The organism is Psychrobacter sp. 4Dc (genome assembly GCF_002836715.1).
GTDB lineage: Bacteria > Pseudomonadota > Gammaproteobacteria > Pseudomonadales > Moraxellaceae > Psychrobacter.
In genome coordinates this window covers 30,404-51,705 of record NZ_PJAT01000097.1, presented here as the reverse complement: position 1 = coordinate 51,705, position 21,302 = coordinate 30,404, and the positions used below count along the sequence as shown (strand labels likewise).

Here is a 21,302-nt window from a genome sequence, read left to right as displayed (position 1 = left end):
GATAAAACCTTGTTTTTTGTGGATAAGATTGTGGATAGTTTTGTGCATAACTTTCATAACCTAGTTATCCATATTTAACCCACAGTTTATCCACAGGCTTACCCATAGCTTAGTAAATTGATAATAAAAAGAAAAATAGACTTAACCACAGATAATCATGGTCCCAATAATAACAATACTATATTTATATTAATTAACTATTATTATAGTGTTTGAACCAAACTGTGGATAACTTTGTAAATTATAGAGTATATAACTATAAAATTTGGTTAACTAGAAATAGGTTTTTAGGGAGATATTTCTACTAGGTTCGTATGAGTTATTTCTCATTTTGGGACAAAGCAAATTAGCTTATTGACCAAAACTATACTGAATGGTATAATCCTCCGTTATTACGAATTTAGTCCATTATTTTGATAGGTGAGTTATGAAACGTACATTCCAACCAAGCGTGATCAAGCGTAAACGTACTCACGGTTTCCGTGCTCGTATGGCAACTAAAAAAGGCCGTCAGGTCTTAGCTCGTCGCCGCGCTAAAGGACGTCATCGCCTTACTGTATAATCAGTAGATTGCGATAAGCATGGCTAATAGTGCTTGTTGTGTTCCTATTGTTTATAGATTGCGATAGTCAATCATCACAACTGACACTTAGCCATATATTAAAAGCGCCCGCATCGGCGCTTTTTTTGTCTCTATAATTTGTTATTATTTCTTCTATCGTTATCCTACTAGGTTGTACTATGTCCAATACTCTATCAGATACACCTGCAGCTAGTTTCACTAAACAGCAACGCCTGCTTACCCCTGCAGCCTTCCGTGAGGTATTTGACGCACCTGAGCGCAAGATTCATCAGAGTCATTTAATGGCTTTTGTACGTGCCAACGAGCATGCACAGCCGCGAGTCGGTATGGCTATTACCAAGCGTAAAGTACCTACTGCTGTCGCTCGTAATCTAATCAAAAGGTACGTGCGTGAAGAGTTCCGTACCAAAGCTTTTAAAATGGAAAATAAAGATATTGTTTTTATTGTTAAAAAACCTATTAAAAATATAGATAATAAAGAATTAAAAACCCAAATAATTAATATATTTAAAAAAATAGAAAAAAAATAAAATGAATATTTTATTAAAAATAAAAATTATAAATAAAATTTTATATAAATTATTTTTTAATTTAATTGTTTTTTATCAAAAAATAGTTAGTCCTATAATACCTGCTCGTTGCCGCTATTATCCGACATGCTCAAATTATGGCAAGCAAGCTTTAACATGGCATGGCACCTGTAAGGGTGGTTGGTTGTTGTTAAAACGTCTTAGTAGGTGTCACCCGTTAGGTGGGCATGGCATAGACTTTGTACCTTTACCATTAGCTTCTTATAGCTATCAATATATATCTTTTAATAATGTACCAAATACTGACACCCAGGGTTTGGGTGTCTATCGAGACAATACTAGCTATGTTTCACAGCTTAATCATTTGATGAAATCAATATAAAGTCGCTTTCTCTAGTCTCAGATAGATACTCTGTTGAGTTACCCACAAGTTATCCACACTCTTGGTATCATTTGAGACAGATTTTTAGTAAAATGATGCACATTTTATGTAAATGACTACTAATTCAGTTGCAATGTGACAGGACAGCTGTGTAGTACAGTCATGACACATGCCCTAATTTTTCATTCCCTAATTTTTTAATCTAGGAAAGGTTTATGCAAAAGATATTTCGGGTGATGATCATCATTGCGATGCTAATTACCGCTTATCTGCTGATTTTGGCATGGCGAGATGATTATGCCGATGCTCCAGCTGTAGATGCGGTGCCAGAAACTACAAGTTCGGTAGGTGCTGACATTCCTTCTACTACTGGTGCAGCAGGTGATATCCCGGTACAGACATTACCTGTGGATAATAGTGCTGTGACAGCGACTCCTGCGAAAAACGCTGGTCTAATCACGGTAACAACTGATCGCTATGATATAAAAATCAATCCAGAAGGCGGTGATATTGTTTATGCTGCACTCAAGCAGTATGATGCAACGCTCGATAGCGATAAGCCTTTCGTATTGTTAGAAAACAACAGTAACCGTGTGTATGTAGCTCAATCTGGACTTATTGGTCAGAACGGTATTGATACAGCAGAAGGTAGAGCGACTTATAACCATACTGCTAACAATTATGTGATGGAAGATGGACAGCAAACGTTGTCAGTGCCGCTTACTTATAAGAAAGACGGTGTGACGATTACCAAGACTTTCACTTTCACTGAAAATAAATATCCAATCGATATTAGCTATCAAATCCAAAACGCGTCTACCAATGCTTGGCAAGGTCAGATGTTTGCGCAATTAAAGCGTGATGATAGTAAAGATCCTGGCATGTCTGATAAAGGCGCGCTGAGCATGGCGACTTATTTAGGCGGCGCTTGGGGCACACCAGATGATCCTTATAATAAGCTGAAATTTGGTGACTTTAGTGACGGCGAGTTGACGACCACTAGCGATAAAGGCTGGGTTGGTATTGTACAACATTACTTCGTATCTGCTTGGACACCTGAAAACTTCACTGGCAAATTCTTCACTCGTGAAACAGGTAGTGATTACTTTATCGGCTTCAATAGCCAACCAGTGAATGTGGCACCAAATAAGCAAGTTACCTTGAATGCAACACTGTATGCAGGTCCAAAAGTTCAGTCTGAGCTAAAAGACGTTGCGGTAGGCCTTAACAAAACAGTTGATTATGGTCTGCTGTGGCCAATATCAAAGGTCTTGTTTGCTATCTTGGAAGGTGTGCATAAGGTTGTTGGTAACTGGGGTTGGTCAATTATTTTACTGACTATCTTAGTAAAAATTGCCTTAATGTGGTTCTCTAATAAGAGCTACTATTCGATGGCTAAAATGCGTGCCATTGCGCCGAGACTCAAAGTGCTCAAAGAAGAGCATGGCGATGATCGTATGAAAATGTCGCAAGAAATGATGGCGATATACAAAGAAGAAAAAGTCAACCCGATGGCAGGTTGTCTACCAATCTTGATGCAAATGCCTATTTTCTTAGCCTTATATTGGGTATTGGTAGAGAGTGTTGAGCTGCGTCATGCGCCATGGATTTTGTGGATTCAAGATCTATCAGCGATGGATCCATGGTTTATCTTGCCGTTGCTAATGGGTGCATCAATGTTTGTACAGCAGCAGCTGAACCCACAGCCAGCAGATCCGATGCAAGCAAAAGTCATGAAGTTCTTGCCGATTATCTTTACTGCGTTCATGCTGTTCTTCCCAGCAGGTTTGGTTCTATATTGGACAGTCAACAACTTGTTTAGTATGACTCAGCAATATATCGTCAATAAGAAAGTCGATGAAGAGCAGAAGCGTCGTACGGTAAAAGTGGTCGATTAATTAGTTTTTTGTCAGAAACACCAAAAACCATCGCGCAAGCGGTGGTTTTTTTATAGATGGTAGATAAGTAGTAAATGTTATCCACAGCTTATCAACATTATCCCCAGTTTATAAATACTGAAACGAAAATATATCTGTTGCGGCTACCTTTCAAAGTTTGCTTTGTCAGTATGAGTCCAGACGTCTATAATAGAGCTTTTAAACATTGAGAGTCATTGTGGATTCCTTAGAGACAGCATTAGCCGTACCTAATTCTTCTGAAAAATCTAATACATCGGGACTCGCCACAATTGCTGCGATTGCAACGCCGCTCGGGCGAGGGGGTGTGGGTGTCATACGTCTATCAGGCAGCCGTGCTTACGATATGGCATGTGCTCTAACAGGTAAGTCTGCTTTTACGCCGCGAATGGCCAGTTTTTGTCGTTTTTATCAGGCTGATGGCACTGTCATTGATGAGGGACTGGTCTTGTTTTTCAAAGATCCGCATTCATTCACAGGTGAAGATGTGATTGAGCTGCAAGGGCATGGCGGTGTTATTTTACAAAACCAATTGCTCGCGCGCGTATTTGAGTTAGGTGCCAAGCAAGCAAGTGCAGGAGAGTTCTCTTACCGTGCTTTTGATAATGATAAGTTGGACTTGGTGCAGGCAGAAGCGATCGCTGATGCGATTGATGCGACCAGTGCTGCCGCGGCTAGTAGTGCAATTCGCTCTCTAAGCGGTGAGTTTTCACAGAAAATTAACCAGTTATTAGAACAACTCATTCATCTTCGTTTGCATGTTGAAGCAGCGATTGATTTCCCTGATGAAGAAGACGTTGATTTTTTGTCTGATGGAGTCATACAAAGCAAACTTGAGCAGACGCAAGATAAGATACAACAAGTTCTAGCAACGGCAAAGCAAGGTCAGCTTTTGCGCGACGGTATCCATGTCGTGCTAGCAGGTAGGCCAAACGCAGGTAAATCTAGCTTGCTCAACCGCCTTGCAGGGCAAGAGCGTGCTATCGTGACTGATGTCGCCGGTACTACGCGTGATACGCTGCAAGAGACAGTCGTGCTCAATGGTTTGACGCTACATCTGACTGACACAGCAGGCCTACGTGAGACAGAAGACACTGTGGAACGTATCGGAATCGAGCGTGCCCGTACAGCCATCACGCAGGCTGATATGCTGCTGATGGTCTATGATGTGACTCGCGATGTTGAAGAAGAAAGCACACCTTTGCAGCTTGCTGAACAGTTGTTTGGTGAACTACCAGAAGCTAAACGCTTACTTATCATTGCTAATAAGAGCGATTTATTGAGCGATAATAATAGAGAAGAAAGTGCTGCTAAGACTCAAGCTGAAATCAAGAATAGAGGTTATCAGCAAGTTAATGTTTCATGTGAAACAGGTATTGGTATTGATAATTTGGTTGAAGCACTATGTGAGAAAGTAGGCTTTCATCCACCAGAGAATAGCTTAATTGCTCGTACCAGACATCTCGATGCGCTTAGACGAACTGCTAATTTCTTGGCAGAAGCACATGAACAATTAACCGTATTCGAAGCGGGTGAATTGGTTGCTGATAGTTTACGTCAGGCCCAACAGAGCTTGGGTGAAATCACAGGTGAGTTCAGCGCCGATGACTTATTAGGTAAGATATTTGGTAGCTTTTGTATTGGTAAATAACTGGTAAGTAGTCTTTGTTATTATCCAATAAACCTAGCTAACTTAGAAACACTGTTCTTATTCTCAATCGTAAAATAAGGAAATGCTATGCACTGTCCGTACTGTAATGCGTCAGAGACCAAGGTTATTGACTCACGTCTTGCTGCGGAAGGTGCACAAGTGCGTCGACGCCGTTCGTGTAACAGCTGCCAAGAACGTTTTACGACTTTTGAGATGGTAGAAGTTGTCATGCCAAGGATTATCAAATCGAGCAACAAGATTGAACCTTACGACAATGAAAAGCTGCGCCGTTCCATTTTACTGCCCTTACAAAAGCGTCCTATCACTATCGATGAACAAGAGGCGATGATTAGTCGTATTGAAAAGCGTGTTAGGCAGATGGGTGAGCGAGAAATCAGTAGTAAAGTCTTGGGTGAAATCATCATGAGTGAGCTTAAAACTTTGGATGATGTCGCCTATGTACGCTTTGCTAGCGTGTATCGCGACTTTCAAGATATCGATGCATTCCATCAAGAGATTGCCAATATTCGTCCAAATGAAAAATAAGCGAAGTAAGCTTTTAAATAAGCCCTAGTTGATAAGTAATTCCTAATTGTTAATCAGCTTTCGAACCTTATTTTCTTATATAGAACACTCAATCATTTATTAAGACCAGCCTTATGTCTATTCAAAGCCATGCTCAAGATGCACAAGACCGCTACTTTATGATGCTTGCTATCGAACAAGCGAAGCGCGGTTTGTATACTACTAGACCCAATCCTGCAGTGGGCTGCGTTATTGTTCAGGCAGAGCAGATTATTGGTCAAGGTTTTCACCCTAAAGCTGGTGAGCCACATGCAGAAGTATTTGCGCTGAAAGAGGCTGGTACACAGGCAGCAAGGGCAACTGCTTACGTTACATTAGAGCCATGTAGTCATACGGGACGTACACCACCATGTGCGCTGGCGCTGGTTGCTGCTAAGGTAAATCGCGTTGTGATTGCAGGTCTAGATCCTAATCCGCAGGTCGCAGGTCGCGGTGTGAAACTATTAGAGCAAGCTGGTATTGAGGTAACAGTCGGTGTCCTGACAGAGCAGGCAGAGGCACTAAACCGTGGGTTTCTAAAAGCTATGCGCACTCAGATGCCCTATGTACGATTGAAAATAGCGACCAGTTTAGACGGCCGTACAGCGATGGCATCTGGTGAATCAAAGTGGATTACCTCGACAGCTGCTCGTGAAGACGTACAAAAACTACGAGCACAAAGTGGCGCGATTATCACCGGTAGTGAAACTGTAATAACTGATAACCCACAACTCAATGTGCGCTCAGAACAATTGGACGTGCCACCTGAGAAAATACCTAATCCTAAAATAGTCATACTTGATAGGCGTCAGCGTTTAAAGCACAGCCTACAGTCTGATTATCAGCTATGCCGGCATCCAGATACTATCTATTGGCATGAAGACGATTTGTCGGCGTTGTTGGCGAAACTGGTTAGTGAGCACCAGTGCTATGATGTGTTGGTGGAAGCAGGTGCTAGTGTTACAGGTAGCTTTTTGAGTCAACAGTTGGTAGATGAGTTAATCGTATATCAAGCACCTTGTTTACTTGGTGAGCAAGCACGTCCCATGGTTGATTTTAATCCTATGTCCCTTGCTCAGCAGTTACGGTTTGATATAGAAAGTCATCAACAGCTTGGCTCAGACCTCAAATTAACCTTATTACCTTTATAGATATTCTTCGTATAAGTAGGTTTTCCACAAATTATAAAAAAAAGCTTAGAATATGGATAAATCAATTGTTGATTTACGTGTTTCACATGGAACTGTGTATAACTTTGTTTCACATGAAACACAAAAGATGTTCATATTTCGATTGTTTTAATAAATATTTATACAAATCAATACTTTAACAGTCTATTTGTAAATAAATAGGTTTCATGTGAAATTTTTATTTGTTGTGGATAACTATGTATTTATAGCGACTTCTAGCTATACCTCTATTGATTTATCCTTACTTATCCACAATTTATCCTATTAACGGTCAAGTCTAACGATGTTGCACTGTCAGTTATTTGAACAAGTTGTGATAAAGAATTGATAGATGATTTGATAAACTAAAATATTCGCCTATAACGGCAATACTGTAATGAGATGAGGGTAATATGTTTACTGGAATTATAGAAAGCGTTGGAAAAGTTAAATCGATGCAGGCGACAGGCGGTGACATACGTTTGACAGTAGAGTCTGATGACTTGGATTTCAGTGACGTGAAGCTAGGCGATTCTATTGCATCAAATGGTATTTGTTTAACCGTGGTGGAATTCGGGAGTAACTACTATTCTGTTGATGTTTCACGTGAAACTATTGCTAGAACAGCATTAGAAGGGTTAAAAGCAGGTCATACCGTCAATCTAGAAAAAGCCATGCTACCAACGACTCGTTTTGGTGGTCATATCGTCGCTGGTCATGTAGATGGAGTAGGGGTCGTTAGTAAATTACAACAAGATGCTCGTTCTATCTATATTGAGATTGAGATACCGCAAGAGCTAGCGCACTATACAGCGACCAAAGGCTCTATTACAGTAGATGGTATTAGTCTGACGACCAATTTAGTGCGTGACAATATTGTCTCTCTAAATATCATTCCGCATACTGCTCAAGTGACGAATATCGCTAAGCATTGGTTAGTAGGCAACAAAGTGAATATTGAAGTAGATATCGTGGCTCGTTATCTAGAACGTCTACTAAATAAATCTCAATCTGGGGGTATGAATGCGTCAAGCCCGCAAAGCCAAATCACAGAAGCATTTCTGGCCGATAATGGGTTTATGAAATAACAATTAAGCTTACCGAAATACTATCCTCGTACCAAGTTTTTGACCCTATCGATATTACTTTGATTAGGTGATATCGATAGGGTATTTTTTATTTGCACTAGAGATTTATTGTATAAAACTCTGCAAAACGGATTCTAAGTCTTTCTTACTAATGGGTTTGGATAAAAACTCGTCCATACCTACTTGCATACAAGCCTCGCGATCTTCTTCTGTATTATTCGCAGTTAGCGCCACAATTGGTATTTTATCACCTTGCGAGCGAATCACTTGTGTGGCTTGTAAGCCATCCATAATGGGCATTCGGCAGTCCATCAAAATCAAAGAAATTTCTTCACGTTGGCTTTTGAGTTTCTCGAGTGCTTGCTGTCCATCTTCTGCGACAATACTACGATAACCAAGCTTACTTAACATCTTACAGGCTATCTTTTGGTTAGTAGGACTGTCTTCTACGACCAAAATCAGTGGAGACAAGATTTCTTTCTTAGGTGTATCTTCTACAAAAGATAGACTGCTGTCATATTGATGTTTGACCAGTATGTTTAGCGTTTTCCTTGCAAACAAGGTTAAACGTAGCAGTTCAGACAGTAGTAAACTTGCGTCCAAGGGTTTGGTCAAAAATCCATCATATTGGCCTAGTAAAGTAGAAGGGATATGCCTTTCAAGTTTCATGCTAAGTAATATCTTCGGTAGTGAAGGCGTAGCGACTAGGTCGTTTAACACTTCTTGTTGCTCGCTATACTTGTTGCTCGCATGAGCTGATAAGGTGATGGATTCGCTGTATTCATAATCTAATAACAAGATAGGAATGACGGTTTGCTCATCTTGTTTTAATTTGTTTTTTAGCTGCTGTACAGTGGCTCTATCTAAAGTGCTGTAGATAGTCACAGATATCGTTAAGTACTCGCACAAACGTTGTAAATGTTCAGCAACTAGAGGCTGATTGATGACAGCGATAAGGTGAATATGGGGCAGCTGCGAACAACGATGATATACCGATTGATAAGTGGTCTGAGGATAAGGAAGGTAGAGGCTAAATATCGTCTCTTTATCCACCGTATTACTTAGTTCGATGAAACCGCCGAGTAACTGAGCAAAGCTATTGGCATCACTCAAGCCAATATTACTGTCTTCAACTAAGTTATGATTGTTTTGATTCAAGATATTGACTAATTGATTTTGTCTCTCAGGAGTAATAGTTGCTCCAGTGTCTTTTACGCTAAACCGAATCCAATAAGATGTCTGCGCAGGCACTGTCGTGTCATTGTTAGGAGTTAAATCCTGATTACTTATTTGCGTTACTTTATCTTCAGGTACACGATCAACAGTGAGCGCGACATAGCCTGATGTTGTAAAACTAATAGCGTTTTTCAACAGATTTAATAGGATATGGTGCAGTCGAATGTAATCAGTTTCGATGTAACGAGGACAGTCCGGCGCAAAGAAATAAATCAATTCTAACCCTTGTTGTCTTATTTCTTTTGTGACTAAATTGCTAACCTCTTTGCTTACCTTATAAATATCAACCGTTTCGATACTTAGACGTGTTTTTCGGACTTCAATCTCCTCTGTGGCTAGTGTCTCATTGAGCACAGTCAACATGCTTTGACTGGTTGTAATCAATGTATTTAGAGTCTTTTTGCCTTGAGCCGTCAATATTGAAGGGTCGATGGGTTCCAACGAATCAATTATCTTCTCTAGTGGTAACCTTAACTTACGACCTATAAATGCTTGGGCTTCGTTTGATTCATCAATTTGTAATTGCAGTTGTTGGTTGTGCAGCTGTAGTTGTTCAGATTGATGGAAAATTTCATCAACATTATTAAAAATCACAGTAAAACCGTGAACTTGCCCATGTTCACCAAACCAGGGTGTTGCGTGTAGTTGGTAGGCTTGTTTGTTCTCCAAGCCATAAACTATCAGTGTGCGAGTAACGCGTAAATTTGAGATGGTTTTTAACAGTATTTGAGTGGCCTCGTCTTTCCCTTCAACGAAATCAGTCAGCTCATAGCTCTGTTCACTCTGTGTAGGAGGGGTAAATACTTGCTCAAAACGCTGATTATAGAAACTAATTTGACCATGTCGTATACTCATCAGCATCGGTAAGGGTGCCTGATCAACCAAGCGTTCTAAGCGATGAGTCAATGTTTTTATACGCCGATAGTCATTATGTAGTTGGTAGCTGACGCGACTTAATGCATGACCTAACAGCATGAACTCTGTAGTAGATTTCTTTTGTAAAAACGGCGGCGGCGTATAAGATTCTTTTGCGCGGCTACTCAAATTATCCGTATAAACCAGTAACTGCTCCCAGTTAGTGCGACGATTAAGCATATAGAGCAATGCCATGAAGAATAGTATGATGGCGACCATCAAAGGAAGCCAATAACGGTAAGATATCCAGTCAACAACAAAAGGTTCGTGGCGTAATACGATATAAATCTGGTGTCCGCTTCTTAGAGTAATGATTCCTGTTAGATCATTGCTATTGACTGTATAAGCGCTATGATCATTACTGCTAAAAGTGGTAGTGCCGATGGTAGGGAAAGCAACAGTAGAAAAAGCAGATTCATTGGGACGAGTATTATGATGAATATAGGTCTGCCCAGAAGGCATCATCAAAATCAGCTGATAACTCAGTTGATCAAAAGTAGGCTGTTCTAAGATTTTTTTTATTTCGCTATCTACAGGCGCTGCATGCTCAATAATACTATGTTGTAGGGAATAAAAAGTATCTATGCTGTGTTGCTCACTATGTTTTTTCATTCCATCAAACATTGTGACATAGTACAGCAGTAACATAACCGTGAGAGACAAGGTATAGAAAATCAATAAGCGCTGTAAGGACTGAAACTGTTGCATGAAAGCGTGGCCCTATCTCGACACGAAAGAATATAGTGAAATTAAAATGAGGTTTCTACATATAGTAGGGGAATTATACGGCAGTTGAATTGCCTAAAATTTTTAGTGTTACCTTCTATTTATAGCAGAATAACGGCTTACTGTTTACAGAGAGTGGTTATTAACGCCAAATTGTTTTGTAAAAACTATAAGCAGAGCGTTTGATGTTCTTGATATTATAAAGGCAAATAATGTCATTGGTTATCATGAAGTGAGGTCATTACAATCATGGCACTGCGCCGTAAACTCACCTATAATGAACAAATAAACCTTATATAATGCATGATTATGACTACAACTGCTCCTACCTTTGATACATCTAACTCGCTTACCGACCATGATACCCCAACTACTAACCGATTAAGGGTAGTATTTGCGGGCACGCCTGAGTTTGCAGCTATTAGCCTTGAGTCATTAGTTAATCAGCAAGAAGCGCTGAATATAGAGATAGTTGCTGTTTACACCCAGCCTGATCGTAAAGCAGGTCGTGGTCAAAAGTTGTCAGCCTCTGCGGTAAAAGAAGTTGCATTGGCAAATGATATCGCTGTAGAGCAGCCAGTCACTTTTAAAAAGTCTAGTGCAGAAGGCCTAGCTGCTAGGCAAACTCTACGCACCTATCAACCAGATGTGATGATTGTTGCCGCTTACGGATTGATTTTACCTATCGGTGTACTAGAGACGCCTACTCATGGTTGCTTGAATATTCATGCCTCACTGTTGCCACGCTGGCGCGGTGCTGCACCTATCCATCGTGCACTCTTGGCCGGAGACGATGAGACAGGAATTACCATTATGCAGATGGACAAAGGTCTTGATACAGGTGACATGCTTTATAAAGTTAGCGAAAGTATTGCCTCTGATGATACCGCTGCTAGCCTACATGATAAGATGGCTGCACTTGGTGCGACAGCCATTAGTACGGTATTAAAGGATTTGCCCACTTATCAAGATCAAGCTATCGCTCAAGACGATAGTCAAGCCAACTACGCTGAAAAATTAGTCAAAACCGAAGGCGAAGTTGATTGGTCGCAGCCTGCTGCCGCTATTGAACGCCAAATTCGTGGACTGACGCCATGGCCCGGTGCTTATACTTTCCGAGCAGGGCAGCGCGTCAAAGTGTTGGCTAGCTTACCTGTAAATACATCGCAGCAAAGCAATGAACCTGCTGGAACGGTTATCAGTGTCGGAAGAAAAGCGATCTTAGTCGCTTGTGGTAAAGAGAGTGATGCTGAATCATCAGCCACCACTTTAGCTATTACTCACTTGCAGTTTGCGGGTGGTAAGCCGATGACTGCTGAACAAGTTTGCCATGGCAACCAATTAAATGACGGTGATCAATTTACGTCAGAAACAAAATAACGTTACTTATATTTAACCTACTTGCACAAGACGCTATCGATCATACGTCAAGGAAATGAAATTTAATGAGACAAAACAGTACTGCGCCTAGAAACAATAAGCTCAAACCATCAAGCAATCTTATTATGAATGGCAGCGTACGCGTGCGTGTGATTCGTACCTTACTGGCTATCCAAAACGGTCAGTCGCTCTCAAGCGTCCTTGATCCATTGCTAAACAGTCTGCACGATGGTGATAAAGGCTTTGCCCATGCATTACTGCTCACGACATTGCGCCAGTGGCATGCGTTGGCACGTTTGCTCGATAGCTTAGCAGACAACCCTATCGAAGAGATTGAGGTGCGTACCACCATTCAAGTCGGCTTAGTACAGTTGCTTTACTTAGAAGTAGCTGACCATGCCGCCATTCACGAAACCGTTGAGGCTGCAAAAGAGATTGAGTTCGCTCACTCGACTGGTTTGGTGAATGCTATTTTGCGTAAGGTCGCTAAGAATCCAAGCAAATTCCGTAAGAAGTGCGATAAAAAACATAGTCTACCAAATTGGCTTGCTTACCAGCTTAAGCAAGATTGGAGCGAGCAGTATGATGAGCTGACACAAGGCTTACGCCAACCAGCACCGATGTTTTTACGAGTGAATTCGGCGGTTACTTCGGTAGAGGACTATCAGCATGCATTGGATGGCGCAGAAATTGATGCAGATATCGTTGAGCTAACGACTGGCTTTAAGGTAGCGAACTCATCAGAGTCTGCCGCTGCTACGCTATCAACCAAAGGTCTTAGACTACATCAAAGCACTTCCGTTAATGCTTTGCCTGATTTCGCTTTAGGAACGGCTAGCGTGCAAGATATGCATGCTCAGTTAGCTGCACCGATTATCAATAAAGCATTAATGGCTAAGCTTAGTGCTGAAAAACCTGATACGAATAATGAGATACATATTCTAGATGCTTGTGCGGCACCTGGTGGCAAGCTTGCTCATTGGTTAGAGCTAATGAGCGCTAACGATGAATCATCGTTGTTTCACGTGAAACAAGACGATGCTGAAACGTCACCTGCGATTACTGATATCAAGGTAACGGCTATCGATAATGAAGCACCACGTATCGAACGTATTCGTGAGAATTTACAGCGCTTGAATCTAAGCCAGCATGACTTGCAGCAAGCAGAGAAAAGCGTCGCACTTAATATCGTTTGTGCAGATGCAACCAGATGGCAGCATGGCAAAAATAAAAAAGCGGCGACAAATGAACCCGTATTTGATGCAATATTATTGGACTCTCCTTGTACTGCGACTGGCGTGATTCGCCGTCATCCAGATATCAGTATCTTGCGTACCGAAGAAGACATCGAGCAAACGGCACTGTTGCAAGCAGATATCTTGCATAACTTATGGCCACAACTCAAAGCTGGTGGTTATCTGCTGTACGTAACATGCTCTATCTTAAAGCAAGAAAACGTCGAGCAAATGCAGGACTTTATCACTCATCATAATGATGCAGTAGTGATCGAGTTTACTGAAGATTGCAACTGGGGTATCGAACAAGCAATCGGTCGTCAGTGCTTGCCAATCGATAGCGCGAGTGGCGATGGTTTTTATTATGCATTGCTACAAAAAACTGCTGAATAAACCGTTTTTAACTATTGAATAACATTATTGTAGACAGGACAATCTAATGAAATATATCAGTACCCGTGGTCAGACAGCACCAATGGATTTTAGTGATGTGCTTTTGATGGGTCTTGCCCCAGATGGTGGTTTGATGTTGCCTGAGCACTATCCAAACATCGATAGCGCAACGCTTGATGAATGGCGTACGCTCAGCTATCCAAAGCTTGCGATGGCGATTATGCAGCGTTTTGCGACGGATATTCCTGCGGCTGATTTGCAAGATATCATTGAGCGCACTTACACTGCTGATGTGTTTGGCTCTGACGAGATTGTTCCTGTCCGCAAGCTTGAAGATAACTTATATATTCTAGGATTATCAAACGGTCCGACATTGGCATTTAAAGATGTTGCTATGCAGTTTTTGGGCAATGCTTTTGAGTATGTGCTTAAGAAAAAAGACGCACGTATTACAATCATCGGTGCAACAAGTGGTGACACGGGTAGTGCAGCAGAGTATGCATTGCGAGGTAAAGAGAACATCGAAGTCTTTATGCTGTCACCATACGGCAAAATGAGTGAGTTCCAACGTGCGCAGATGTATAGTTTGACCGACAACAATATTCATAACATTGCGATCGATGGTATGTTTGATGATTGCCAAGACATAGTCAAAGCGCTACAGCAAGATGCTGAGTTTAAAGCCGCTTATAACCTAGGCACGGTAAACTCTATCAACTGGGGTCGTATCCTAGCGCAGATTGTTTACTATTTTAAAGCTTACTTTGCGGTCACGACGAGCAACGATGAAAAAGTCAGCTTTAGCGTACCATCAGGTAATTTCGGTAATATTTGTGCCGGTCACATCGCTCGCGAAATGGGACTGCCAATTGACCGTCTGATTGTCGCAACCAATGAAAACGACGTTTTAAATGACTTCTTTAATCAAGGTGCTTATCAGCCGCGTCCGACTGAAAAAACCTATGTAACCTCTAGTCCGTCAATGGATATCTCAAAAGCATCTAACTTTGAGCGTTTTGTTTATTTGCTATTAGAAAAAGATAGCGCACGCGTTCATGAGTTATTTGACGGCGTAAAATCAGGTCGAGGCTTTGACTTGTCTGACTTGATGGAAGCAGTTAATAACCGCTATGGTTTTGCTGCTGGTAAATCTACTCATAGCGACCGCTTGCAGACTATCAAAGCGCTTTATGATCAGCATGGTGAATTGGTTGATCCACATACTGCAGACGGCATTAAAGTCGCTAAAGAGCTACAGTTAAATGGTGAAATTATTGTTTGTGCAGAGACAGCATTACCCGTTAAATTTGCAGATACTATCGTTGAGGCTATCGGTCAGATAGATATCGCTCGTCCAGCGCATACTGAAGGGTTAGAAGATTTACCGCAGCACGTAGTGGTACTGGATAACAAAGCTGAACTGGTCGCTAAACAAATCCGCCAACATGTCACACCGAATCCTGCTTAAGTAATTACGGTCTTTATGCTTATCATCAACAAAGAAAAGTATCCACGTAAAAGTTACAACATTGTAATAAAGTGTTTATGATTGTGTTATGGTAGATATAATTGTAATATTAGAAACAGCGTCAGCAAGTCATCATCATGCTAGGCGCTTTTTTAGGAATTATTCTAGCCAATTACACTGAACAGTTACCCTATAATCGCCATGAGAATTTTATTTATAAGTTGCTGATATGATTAAACTTTTATTAATTTTAGAGGTTTTTTGCAGTGATAAATTAAGTACGGTTCTTTGCGTCGAACACAGTGGTACATATTGTGGATATAACGATGAAGATGAGCTTAAAAAAGATAGCAAAAGCACTGTTAATGACGACGTTTAGTAGTGCCATGTTGATGAGCACGGCTCAAGCTAACAATCCGCCACCAACTATCAAAGCTGATGCGCCCAATCGTTATATCGTCAAAAAAGGCGATACCTTATGGGATATCTCAGGTCGCTATCTAGACAGTCCTTGGCGCTGGAAAGAAATTTGGGCAACCAATAAGCAAATCAAAAATCCAAACCTTATCTACCCCAATGACGTTCTCATTCTTTGTGTGATTCAAGGAAAAACACTGATTGGCGTTGATACTGGTGAAGGTTGTGCTGGCGTTGAAAAGCAGCTTACTGGAAATGTAAGTACGAGCACGGTCGCGATTACTTCGACGGCCAATAGCATCCCTCCTATTCCGTGGTCGGCTATTCAGCATTGGCTTGATAAAACGCTTATCGTTAATCCCCAAGACTTTAATACCACGCCTTATATTTTAGCTTCTAAAAACCGTAACTTAATTACTGCGCGTGGTGATAAGGTCTATGCTAAAGGCGTACCGCTTATCGTGGGCCAACGTTACGGCGTCTACCGTGAGGGTGAGCTATATGTAGACCCCAAAACGCAAGAAGTGATCGGTTTAGAAGTTACGCAGGTAGCGACTGGTCTTGTTACTTCTACAGAAAGTAATGGTGTGACTAGCTTGCAGCTTATCGATAGCTATGGCAAAGAAGTGCGTGAAGGGGATCGCGTCTTTGTAGAGTTAGACAACGCTATTCCTCCTGTCTTTTATCCAACGCCTGCAAGTGTCAGTCGCGGCGGTATGATCGTACGTGTGATGGACTCTATCAGCTCAGCTGCGAAGGGTAGTGTGGTCACCATCAATTTGGGTAGCTTACAAGGTGCTAAACCAGGTGATGTGCTGACGGTTTATCAAAAAGGGCCTTTGGTACGTGATACTAAAGATAATGACACACCGGTACGTCTACCAAACGAGCCAAGTGGTATGGTGATGGTTTTTAATACCTTTGACCACATCAGTTATGCTTACGTACTTGACTCTGAGCTACCACTTAATATTGGCGATCAGTTATTACCACCCCCTTATTTATAAATAGCTATAAGGCTGTATTAAGCAATATATTAAACCAAATACTAATCTAAGCTTGCCTATACGAGACAGATGACAATGACGGCAGTCACCTCTTCTTTATCCGACGATCAGCGCGCTATCTTAGCGCTGTGGTACGAGGTGAATGCATCGTTATCTGCTTATCACAAATTGATCACTTCTTTCGGTTATCCGCAGCTTGCTTGGCAAGCCAAAGTAGAGGCATGGAAGCAGCTCGGTATTCATCATACCCATCTCAAACGTCATGAACAGCTAGAGCAAACACTCGCCAATATCGATAAGATTCAGCAAGCGTTGATAGAGGGGCGTTATGGCTTGCTATTCGCTGATGACGCCGATTATCCTGCTCAACTCTCACAAATCTACGACCCGCCGCCATTATTATTTTATCGTGGGAATAGCGCGCGCCTACATCAAGCACAAATCGCTATAGTAGGTAGCCGCAAACCCACCGCGCATGCGCAAAAAATCACGTTTGATATGGCGCAGTACTTAGCGCAAGCAGGTTATATCGTTACTAGCGGTCTAGCTATGGGTGTAGATAAACGCGCACATTTAGGCGCGCTAGCTCAGGCAGACCCTGACTATCAGGGACGGACGGTTGGTGTAATGGGTACAGGGATCGATGTGAACTATCCCAATCATCGAGATCAGTTATTTACTCAAATTATTGAGCAAGGTGGCTGCATCATCAGTGAGCTACTACCACACACGCAGCCGCATAAACATACTTTTCCGCGTCGCAATCGTTTGGTAGCTGGGCTGAGTCTTGCGACCATTGTGACGGAAGCGACAATCAAAAGCGGCTCGCTTATAACAGCACGTCTCACGTCTGAACAAGGTAAACAGGTCTTTGCTATTCCCAGTCATATTGATAATAGTAATGCAGAGGGCTGTCATCATTTAATTCGTGAAGGCGCGACCTTGGTTTATCATCCTCAGCAAGTACTAGAAGATGTCAATGGTCAGCTTGACTATGATAAAGGCGCTTATAGAACAGCGAACGCTACTAATTTCAATAGTAATCACTCTAATATCACTCAGACTTCTGAAGCGATAGAGACAAGCTCAATCAAATCTACTAGCCAGCAACCAACCTCTGAGATAAAGCCTGCGCGCAGTACAGTCGTTGTGCCTGAGCATTTAACTGCAATCTATGAGCAGCTTGACTGGCATGGGCAAGATTTAGATGCGCTTATTAGTGCAACCAAGCTTGCACCGCCGCAGTTGATTGGTCAGCTAATGGAGCTTGAACTAATGGGTCTTATCAGTGAACAAGGTGGACGATATTTACGCATTTAAAATGTTGTAAATATTCCTTATTGGACACTGGCATAGATAGCCCTTAGTTATAGACTCTCCTAGACAATATCTTTCTTGTGGTATTATTAGAATTTACTTCTACGAACTATCTAAGTCATGAGCCAACCTACACCTCTTATTACTAATTCTGCCATTCAAGCTGCTAAGTGGCTAAAAGAAGGGCAGCTGCTCGCGTATCCTACAGAAAGCGTTTGGGGTATTGGTTGCGACCCTTATGACCAAGCAGCTGTTCAGCGTATTTTGGATATTAAACAACGTCCACAAGCCAAAGGCATGATAGTCGTCACTGATAGTGTGTCTCGCTTAGCACCTTTGCTAGCCTCTTTAGATGATGTTCAGCGCCAGCAGGTTATTGATAGTTGGCAGACAGACGATAGCAGAGATGAACAGCACAATCGTCAAGCACATACTTGGTTATTACCGATTCCTCAGCCGCTTGCGAGCACTGTACCTACTTGGATTACCGGTCAGCATCAGACTATTGCTGTTCGCGTCATCTCGCACCCTACAGTTCGCCAGCTTTGCCAGCAGATGGTCGGTGAGCAGAATCCATTTGGTCTATTGGTTTCTACAAGCTGCAACCGATCAGGACAAACGCCTGCTAGCACCTTTGAAGCCGCCTATGCTTATTTCGAAGAGCAAATTGGTTATTTGCAGGGTGATACATTGGGTTATACCTTACCTAGCCAGATTCGTGACGCAACGACAGGCTTGGTTATTCGTTAGTGGACAAGAAAGATGTAGACGTTTTTTTTGCTACCTGTTTGCCTTACTCAACATGTTTTCTATTGTATGAGCTACATTTTTACAGTAATGCTGGCACAAATACTGTTTATCACATACTGACGGGTAGCCCTGAATAGGATTTAGGCAGTCATATGAAAAATAAATTAAATCAGCCAAGTCATAGTTTGAACGAAAGTTTGGCTGAATATCCAAAAATGAAGGTTACTAAGTTATTTTTATTCGTAGGTGCGCTGTATGAGCTCATTATTTTTCCATGGATAGCGACACTTCTTAGCTCAGATTAAGCTATGCTGAATAAACCGTACAACTAAACTTGGTAAACTAAGCGTATTAACCGGAGTTTATCATGACCAAGAAAGTAAGAACCTACAGTGACGAATTTAAAGCCGAGGCTGTTAAAAAGATAGCAGACAACAATGGCAATATTTCAGCCACTGCAAAGCAGCTTGGCATTGCCATGCAAACGCTCTCAAATTGGCAGAACAAAGCCAATCAAGGCAAGCTTGTCGGCACAGAGCAATATGATCCTGATCTTATAAGTGCTCTTCAAGAAATAAAGCAGCTCAAGCGGCAACTTAAAGTGGCCGAAGAGGAGCGCGAGATCTTAAAAAAGGCGACGGCGTACTTTGCCAAGCACAGTTAGTGAAGTACGCCTTTATTAAAGACAATCAGCAAGTCTTTAGCATTAGTAGCATGTGCCGCGTACTACAGGTTAAACCCTCAAGCTACTATGACTGGCTAGGTCGTCATATCAGCTGTCAGCAGGTACATCGTAATCAGTGCGAGTTGTTGGTTAAAGCGGCTCACAGTGAAACCCTCGAACGCTACGGTTTTGAGCGTCTGCATGCGTATCTAAGCGGACAAGGACATAATATTAGTCTATACATGGTCAGAAGCATCAAAGAAGAATTTGGCATCAAATGCCGTCGTCATAAGCGCTTTAAAGTCACCACTGACTCTAATCATCACAAACTGGTCTATCCAAACGTGCTCGATCAGAAGTTTGACACCAGTCGCCCTAATGAGTCTTGGGTTAGCGATATTACTTATATCTGGACACATGAGGGCTGGCTGTACTTAGCAGGGGTCAAGGACTTATATACCAAAGAGCTGGTCGGCTATGCGATCAACAAACGCATGACTGCTGACTTAGTTTGCAAAGCACTAAGTATGGCAATCAAAAACAAACGGCCTAATAAAGGGTTAATTGTGCACTCAGACAGAGGTAGTCAATACTGTAGCCATGCGTATCATAAGATCATTAAACAGCATCAATTTACAGGCTCAATGAGCGCTAAAGGTAATTGCTTCGACAACGCACCCATAGAAAGCTTCTGGGGCACTTTAAAGAACGAGCTGGTATATCATCAGGATTATAAGACTAGATTTGCAGCGATCAACGATATTATTGGCTATATTGAGCTGTACTACAACCAAACGAGGATTCAAAAGGGCTTGAGCTATAAATCGCCAAGACAGGTGTGGTTTGATTATTATCGTCAAGCTGCGTAATTAAAATCTCCCAAGTTTAAGTCTACGGGATTGACGGCAGGGGTCAGATAACAGCATAGGTCTATTGTTCATACTGTTTTTTCCAGTTTATCTTATTGCAGGTGGCTTGTTTGCGATGCCAACTACATTAATGATGGGAAAGTGGCATTCGTATAAAGAAATATACATACAAGATGGGTGGTGGATAAGAACTTTTTTTATGGGAGTTCTTATTAATGCTTTATTTTTTGTTTGGTTTATATTTTCTAAATTTGGTTTGGTGATATGGTTCTCTATCAGTTTAACTGGAGGAGTAAGTGCCGTATTAGCAGGTATGTCAGCTTTACCAGTATTAAAAGAAAATGTTGAAGACGTAGGCTGAGCCATTAAATAAAGAGCTGATCAAACTATTTCTGAAATATTATGATGCGTTTGGATGGTCAAGAAAGTTCGAAACGGTTTATAACAGCTATATTATTTCCATTCACAAATTGACCAACTTATGAGTTAAAACTAATGTTAGATAACAACAGCCACTATCCAAAAAAAATGGTGATATTTTTATTTTTAACTTTAGGTACGCTATATCAGTTGATCTTATTCCCTATTTTAGTATCGCTGATAATGTGGAATAAGGATATAGGTCTGGCATACGCTGTAGCCATACCTTTTTACCTTATTGCAGGTGTATTTCTTATTGGAATGCCTACACTATTGTGCGGTATATGGCTTGCTTCCAAACAAACATATAAGTCCAAAAGATGGTGGGTAAGAGTTTTTCTTGTTGGTTTTTCTATTAATGCCACATTTTTTATTGGTCAAGATGCTCGTACATGGTTGGCGATTAGCTTAGTAGGAGGTATAAGTGCTTTGATTGTGGGTATGTCCGCATTACCTAAACCTAAACAAAGTCTGCAATATTAGCCAAAAAATTAAGATACTTTTTTAATAAAAAAACTTCTATCTTTGACAGTAATTATCAAAGTGCAATGTTTGACCTCGTAAACCTTTCATTCCTCACCTTCCTTTACCAAAAGCATGTAAAAGTCGTTTTGATAAAAAC

At 41.3% G+C, this 21,302-nt stretch carries 19 protein-coding genes; 18 read left to right on the top strand and 1 reads right to left on the bottom strand.

The window, feature by feature from the left end; all coding sequences use genetic code 11:
* Window positions 1-427 precede the first annotated feature (427 nt).
* From rpmH to CXF61_RS07865, 8 genes are all read left to right on the top strand, one after another.
* Window positions 428-562 carry a 50S ribosomal protein L34 gene (rpmH, locus tag CXF61_RS07900; protein ID WP_007394757.1) on the top strand — a complete coding sequence of 45 codons (135 nt, stop codon included), beginning with the start codon at window positions 428-430 and terminating at the stop codon, window positions 560-562.
* A gap of 179 nt (window positions 563-741) precedes the next feature.
* On the top strand, window positions 742-1,113 hold the full coding sequence (gene rnpA / locus CXF61_RS07895) for a ribonuclease P protein component (protein ID WP_165597807.1): 372 nt from the start codon (window positions 742-744) through the stop codon (window positions 1,111-1,113).
* Between the two features lies 1 nt (window position 1,114).
* Window positions 1,115-1,495, top strand: a complete 381-nt coding sequence (yidD, locus tag CXF61_RS07890) for a membrane protein insertion efficiency factor YidD (protein ID WP_165597806.1) — start codon at window positions 1,115-1,117, stop codon at window positions 1,493-1,495.
* A gap of 215 nt (window positions 1,496-1,710) precedes the next feature.
* Window positions 1,711-3,393: a membrane protein insertase YidC gene (gene yidC / locus CXF61_RS07885; protein WP_160021025.1), complete on the top strand. Its 1,683-nt coding sequence runs from the start codon at window positions 1,711-1,713 to the stop codon at window positions 3,391-3,393.
* Window positions 3,394-3,682: 289 nt separating this feature from the next.
* Window positions 3,683-5,062 carry a tRNA uridine-5-carboxymethylaminomethyl(34) synthesis GTPase MnmE gene (gene mnmE / locus CXF61_RS07880; RefSeq protein ID WP_165597834.1) on the top strand — a complete coding sequence of 460 codons (1,380 nt, stop codon included), beginning with the start codon at window positions 3,683-3,685 and terminating at the stop codon, window positions 5,060-5,062.
* Between the two features lie 87 nt (window positions 5,063-5,149).
* Window positions 5,150-5,608 carry a transcriptional regulator NrdR gene (nrdR, locus tag CXF61_RS07875; protein ID WP_057762240.1) on the top strand — a complete coding sequence of 153 codons (459 nt, stop codon included), beginning with the start codon at window positions 5,150-5,152 and terminating at the stop codon, window positions 5,606-5,608.
* A gap of 113 nt (window positions 5,609-5,721) precedes the next feature.
* Entirely contained in the window at window positions 5,722-6,777 is a 1,056-nt protein-coding gene (gene ribD, locus CXF61_RS07870; protein ID WP_165597805.1) for a bifunctional diaminohydroxyphosphoribosylaminopyrimidine deaminase/5-amino-6-(5-phosphoribosylamino)uracil reductase RibD, read from the top strand.
* A 431-nt stretch (window positions 6,778-7,208) separates the two neighbouring features.
* Window positions 7,209-7,883 carry a riboflavin synthase gene (locus tag CXF61_RS07865; RefSeq protein WP_165597804.1) on the top strand — a complete coding sequence of 225 codons (675 nt, stop codon included), beginning with the start codon at window positions 7,209-7,211 and terminating at the stop codon, window positions 7,881-7,883.
* A gap of 105 nt (window positions 7,884-7,988) precedes the next feature.
* On the opposite strand, the gene CXF61_RS07860 is transcribed toward CXF61_RS07865, so the two are convergent.
* Window positions 7,989-10,742, bottom strand: a complete 2,754-nt coding sequence (locus CXF61_RS07860) for a response regulator (protein WP_165597803.1) — start codon at window positions 10,740-10,742, stop codon at window positions 7,989-7,991.
* A 327-nt stretch (window positions 10,743-11,069) separates the two neighbouring features.
* On the opposite strand from CXF61_RS07860, the gene fmt reads away from it, so the two are divergent.
* From fmt to CXF61_RS07810, 10 genes are all read left to right on the top strand, one after another.
* Window positions 11,070-12,140: a methionyl-tRNA formyltransferase gene (fmt, locus tag CXF61_RS07855; RefSeq protein WP_165597802.1), complete on the top strand. Its 1,071-nt coding sequence runs from the start codon at window positions 11,070-11,072 to the stop codon at window positions 12,138-12,140.
* 65 nt (window positions 12,141-12,205) lie between these two features.
* Window positions 12,206-13,768 (top strand): transcription antitermination factor NusB, encoded by a 1,563-nt coding sequence (locus tag CXF61_RS07850; protein WP_165597801.1) that lies wholly within the window; start codon window positions 12,206-12,208, stop codon window positions 13,766-13,768.
* A 46-nt stretch (window positions 13,769-13,814) separates the two neighbouring features.
* Window positions 13,815-15,236: a threonine synthase gene (thrC, locus tag CXF61_RS07845; protein ID WP_165597800.1), complete on the top strand. Its 1,422-nt coding sequence runs from the start codon at window positions 13,815-13,817 to the stop codon at window positions 15,234-15,236.
* 326 nt (window positions 15,237-15,562) lie between these two features.
* On the top strand, window positions 15,563-16,660 hold the full coding sequence (locus tag CXF61_RS07840) for a LysM peptidoglycan-binding domain-containing protein (RefSeq protein WP_165597799.1): 1,098 nt from the start codon (window positions 15,563-15,565) through the stop codon (window positions 16,658-16,660).
* A gap of 75 nt (window positions 16,661-16,735) precedes the next feature.
* Complete coding sequence (gene dprA / locus CXF61_RS07835; protein WP_165597798.1) at window positions 16,736-17,980, top strand: DNA-processing protein DprA; 1,245 nt, start codon at window positions 16,736-16,738, stop codon at window positions 17,978-17,980.
* 117 nt (window positions 17,981-18,097) lie between these two features.
* Complete coding sequence (locus CXF61_RS07830; protein WP_165597797.1) at window positions 18,098-18,727, top strand: L-threonylcarbamoyladenylate synthase; 630 nt, start codon at window positions 18,098-18,100, stop codon at window positions 18,725-18,727.
* A 152-nt stretch (window positions 18,728-18,879) separates the two neighbouring features.
* Window positions 18,880-19,032 carry a hypothetical protein gene (locus CXF61_RS07825; RefSeq protein WP_165597796.1) on the top strand — a complete coding sequence of 51 codons (153 nt, stop codon included), beginning with the start codon at window positions 18,880-18,882 and terminating at the stop codon, window positions 19,030-19,032.
* Between the two features lie 62 nt (window positions 19,033-19,094).
* A protein-coding gene (locus tag CXF61_RS07820; RefSeq protein ID WP_165597795.1) for an IS3 family transposase occupies window positions 19,095-20,260 on the top strand; the annotation gives its coding sequence in 2 pieces (ribosomal slippage) (window positions 19,095-19,350 and window positions 19,350-20,260; 1,167 coding nt in all).
* A gap of 115 nt (window positions 20,261-20,375) precedes the next feature.
* The gene (locus tag CXF61_RS07815; RefSeq protein ID WP_165597794.1) at window positions 20,376-20,621 is read left to right on the top strand and encodes a hypothetical protein; all 246 of its coding nucleotides are present in this window, start codon (window positions 20,376-20,378) and stop codon (window positions 20,619-20,621) included.
* A gap of 134 nt (window positions 20,622-20,755) precedes the next feature.
* Window positions 20,756-21,163: a hypothetical protein gene (locus CXF61_RS07810; RefSeq protein ID WP_165597793.1), complete on the top strand. Its 408-nt coding sequence runs from the start codon at window positions 20,756-20,758 to the stop codon at window positions 21,161-21,163.
* The last annotated feature ends 139 nt before the right edge of the window (window positions 21,164-21,302 follow it).

What these genes read in the sequence shown, in the direction of transcription:
- thrC (WP_165597800.1), top strand. Translation starts at nt 13,815, where the DNA reads ATGAAATATATCAGTACCCGTGGTCAGACAGCACCAATGGATTTTAGT.
- CXF61_RS07860 (WP_165597803.1), bottom strand. Translation starts at nt 10,742, where the DNA reads ATGCAACAGTTTCAGTCCTTACAGCGCTTATTGATTTTCTATACCTTG.
- CXF61_RS07815 (WP_165597794.1), top strand. Translation starts at nt 20,376, where the DNA reads ATGCCAACTACATTAATGATGGGAAAGTGGCATTCGTATAAAGAAATA.
- ribD (WP_165597805.1), top strand. Translation starts at nt 5,722, where the DNA reads ATGTCTATTCAAAGCCATGCTCAAGATGCACAAGACCGCTACTTTATG.
- rpmH (WP_007394757.1), top strand. Translation starts at nt 428, where the DNA reads ATGAAACGTACATTCCAACCAAGCGTGATCAAGCGTAAACGTACTCAC.
- nrdR (WP_057762240.1), top strand. Translation starts at nt 5,150, where the DNA reads ATGCACTGTCCGTACTGTAATGCGTCAGAGACCAAGGTTATTGACTCA.
- rnpA (WP_165597807.1), top strand. Translation starts at nt 742, where the DNA reads ATGTCCAATACTCTATCAGATACACCTGCAGCTAGTTTCACTAAACAG.
- fmt (WP_165597802.1), top strand. Translation starts at nt 11,070, where the DNA reads ATGACTACAACTGCTCCTACCTTTGATACATCTAACTCGCTTACCGAC.
- dprA (WP_165597798.1), top strand. Translation starts at nt 16,736, where the DNA reads ATGACGGCAGTCACCTCTTCTTTATCCGACGATCAGCGCGCTATCTTA.
- yidC (WP_160021025.1), top strand. Translation starts at nt 1,711, where the DNA reads ATGCAAAAGATATTTCGGGTGATGATCATCATTGCGATGCTAATTACC.
- yidD (WP_165597806.1), top strand. Translation starts at nt 1,115, where the DNA reads ATGAATATTTTATTAAAAATAAAAATTATAAATAAAATTTTATATAAA.
- CXF61_RS07825 (WP_165597796.1), top strand. Translation starts at nt 18,880, where the DNA reads ATGAAAAATAAATTAAATCAGCCAAGTCATAGTTTGAACGAAAGTTTG.
- CXF61_RS07840 (WP_165597799.1), top strand. Translation starts at nt 15,563, where the DNA reads ATGAAGATGAGCTTAAAAAAGATAGCAAAAGCACTGTTAATGACGACG.
- CXF61_RS07810 (WP_165597793.1), top strand. Translation starts at nt 20,756, where the DNA reads ATGTTAGATAACAACAGCCACTATCCAAAAAAAATGGTGATATTTTTA.
- CXF61_RS07865 (WP_165597804.1), top strand. Translation starts at nt 7,209, where the DNA reads ATGTTTACTGGAATTATAGAAAGCGTTGGAAAAGTTAAATCGATGCAG.
- CXF61_RS07830 (WP_165597797.1), top strand. Translation starts at nt 18,098, where the DNA reads ATGAGCCAACCTACACCTCTTATTACTAATTCTGCCATTCAAGCTGCT.
- CXF61_RS07850 (WP_165597801.1), top strand. Translation starts at nt 12,206, where the DNA reads ATGAGACAAAACAGTACTGCGCCTAGAAACAATAAGCTCAAACCATCA.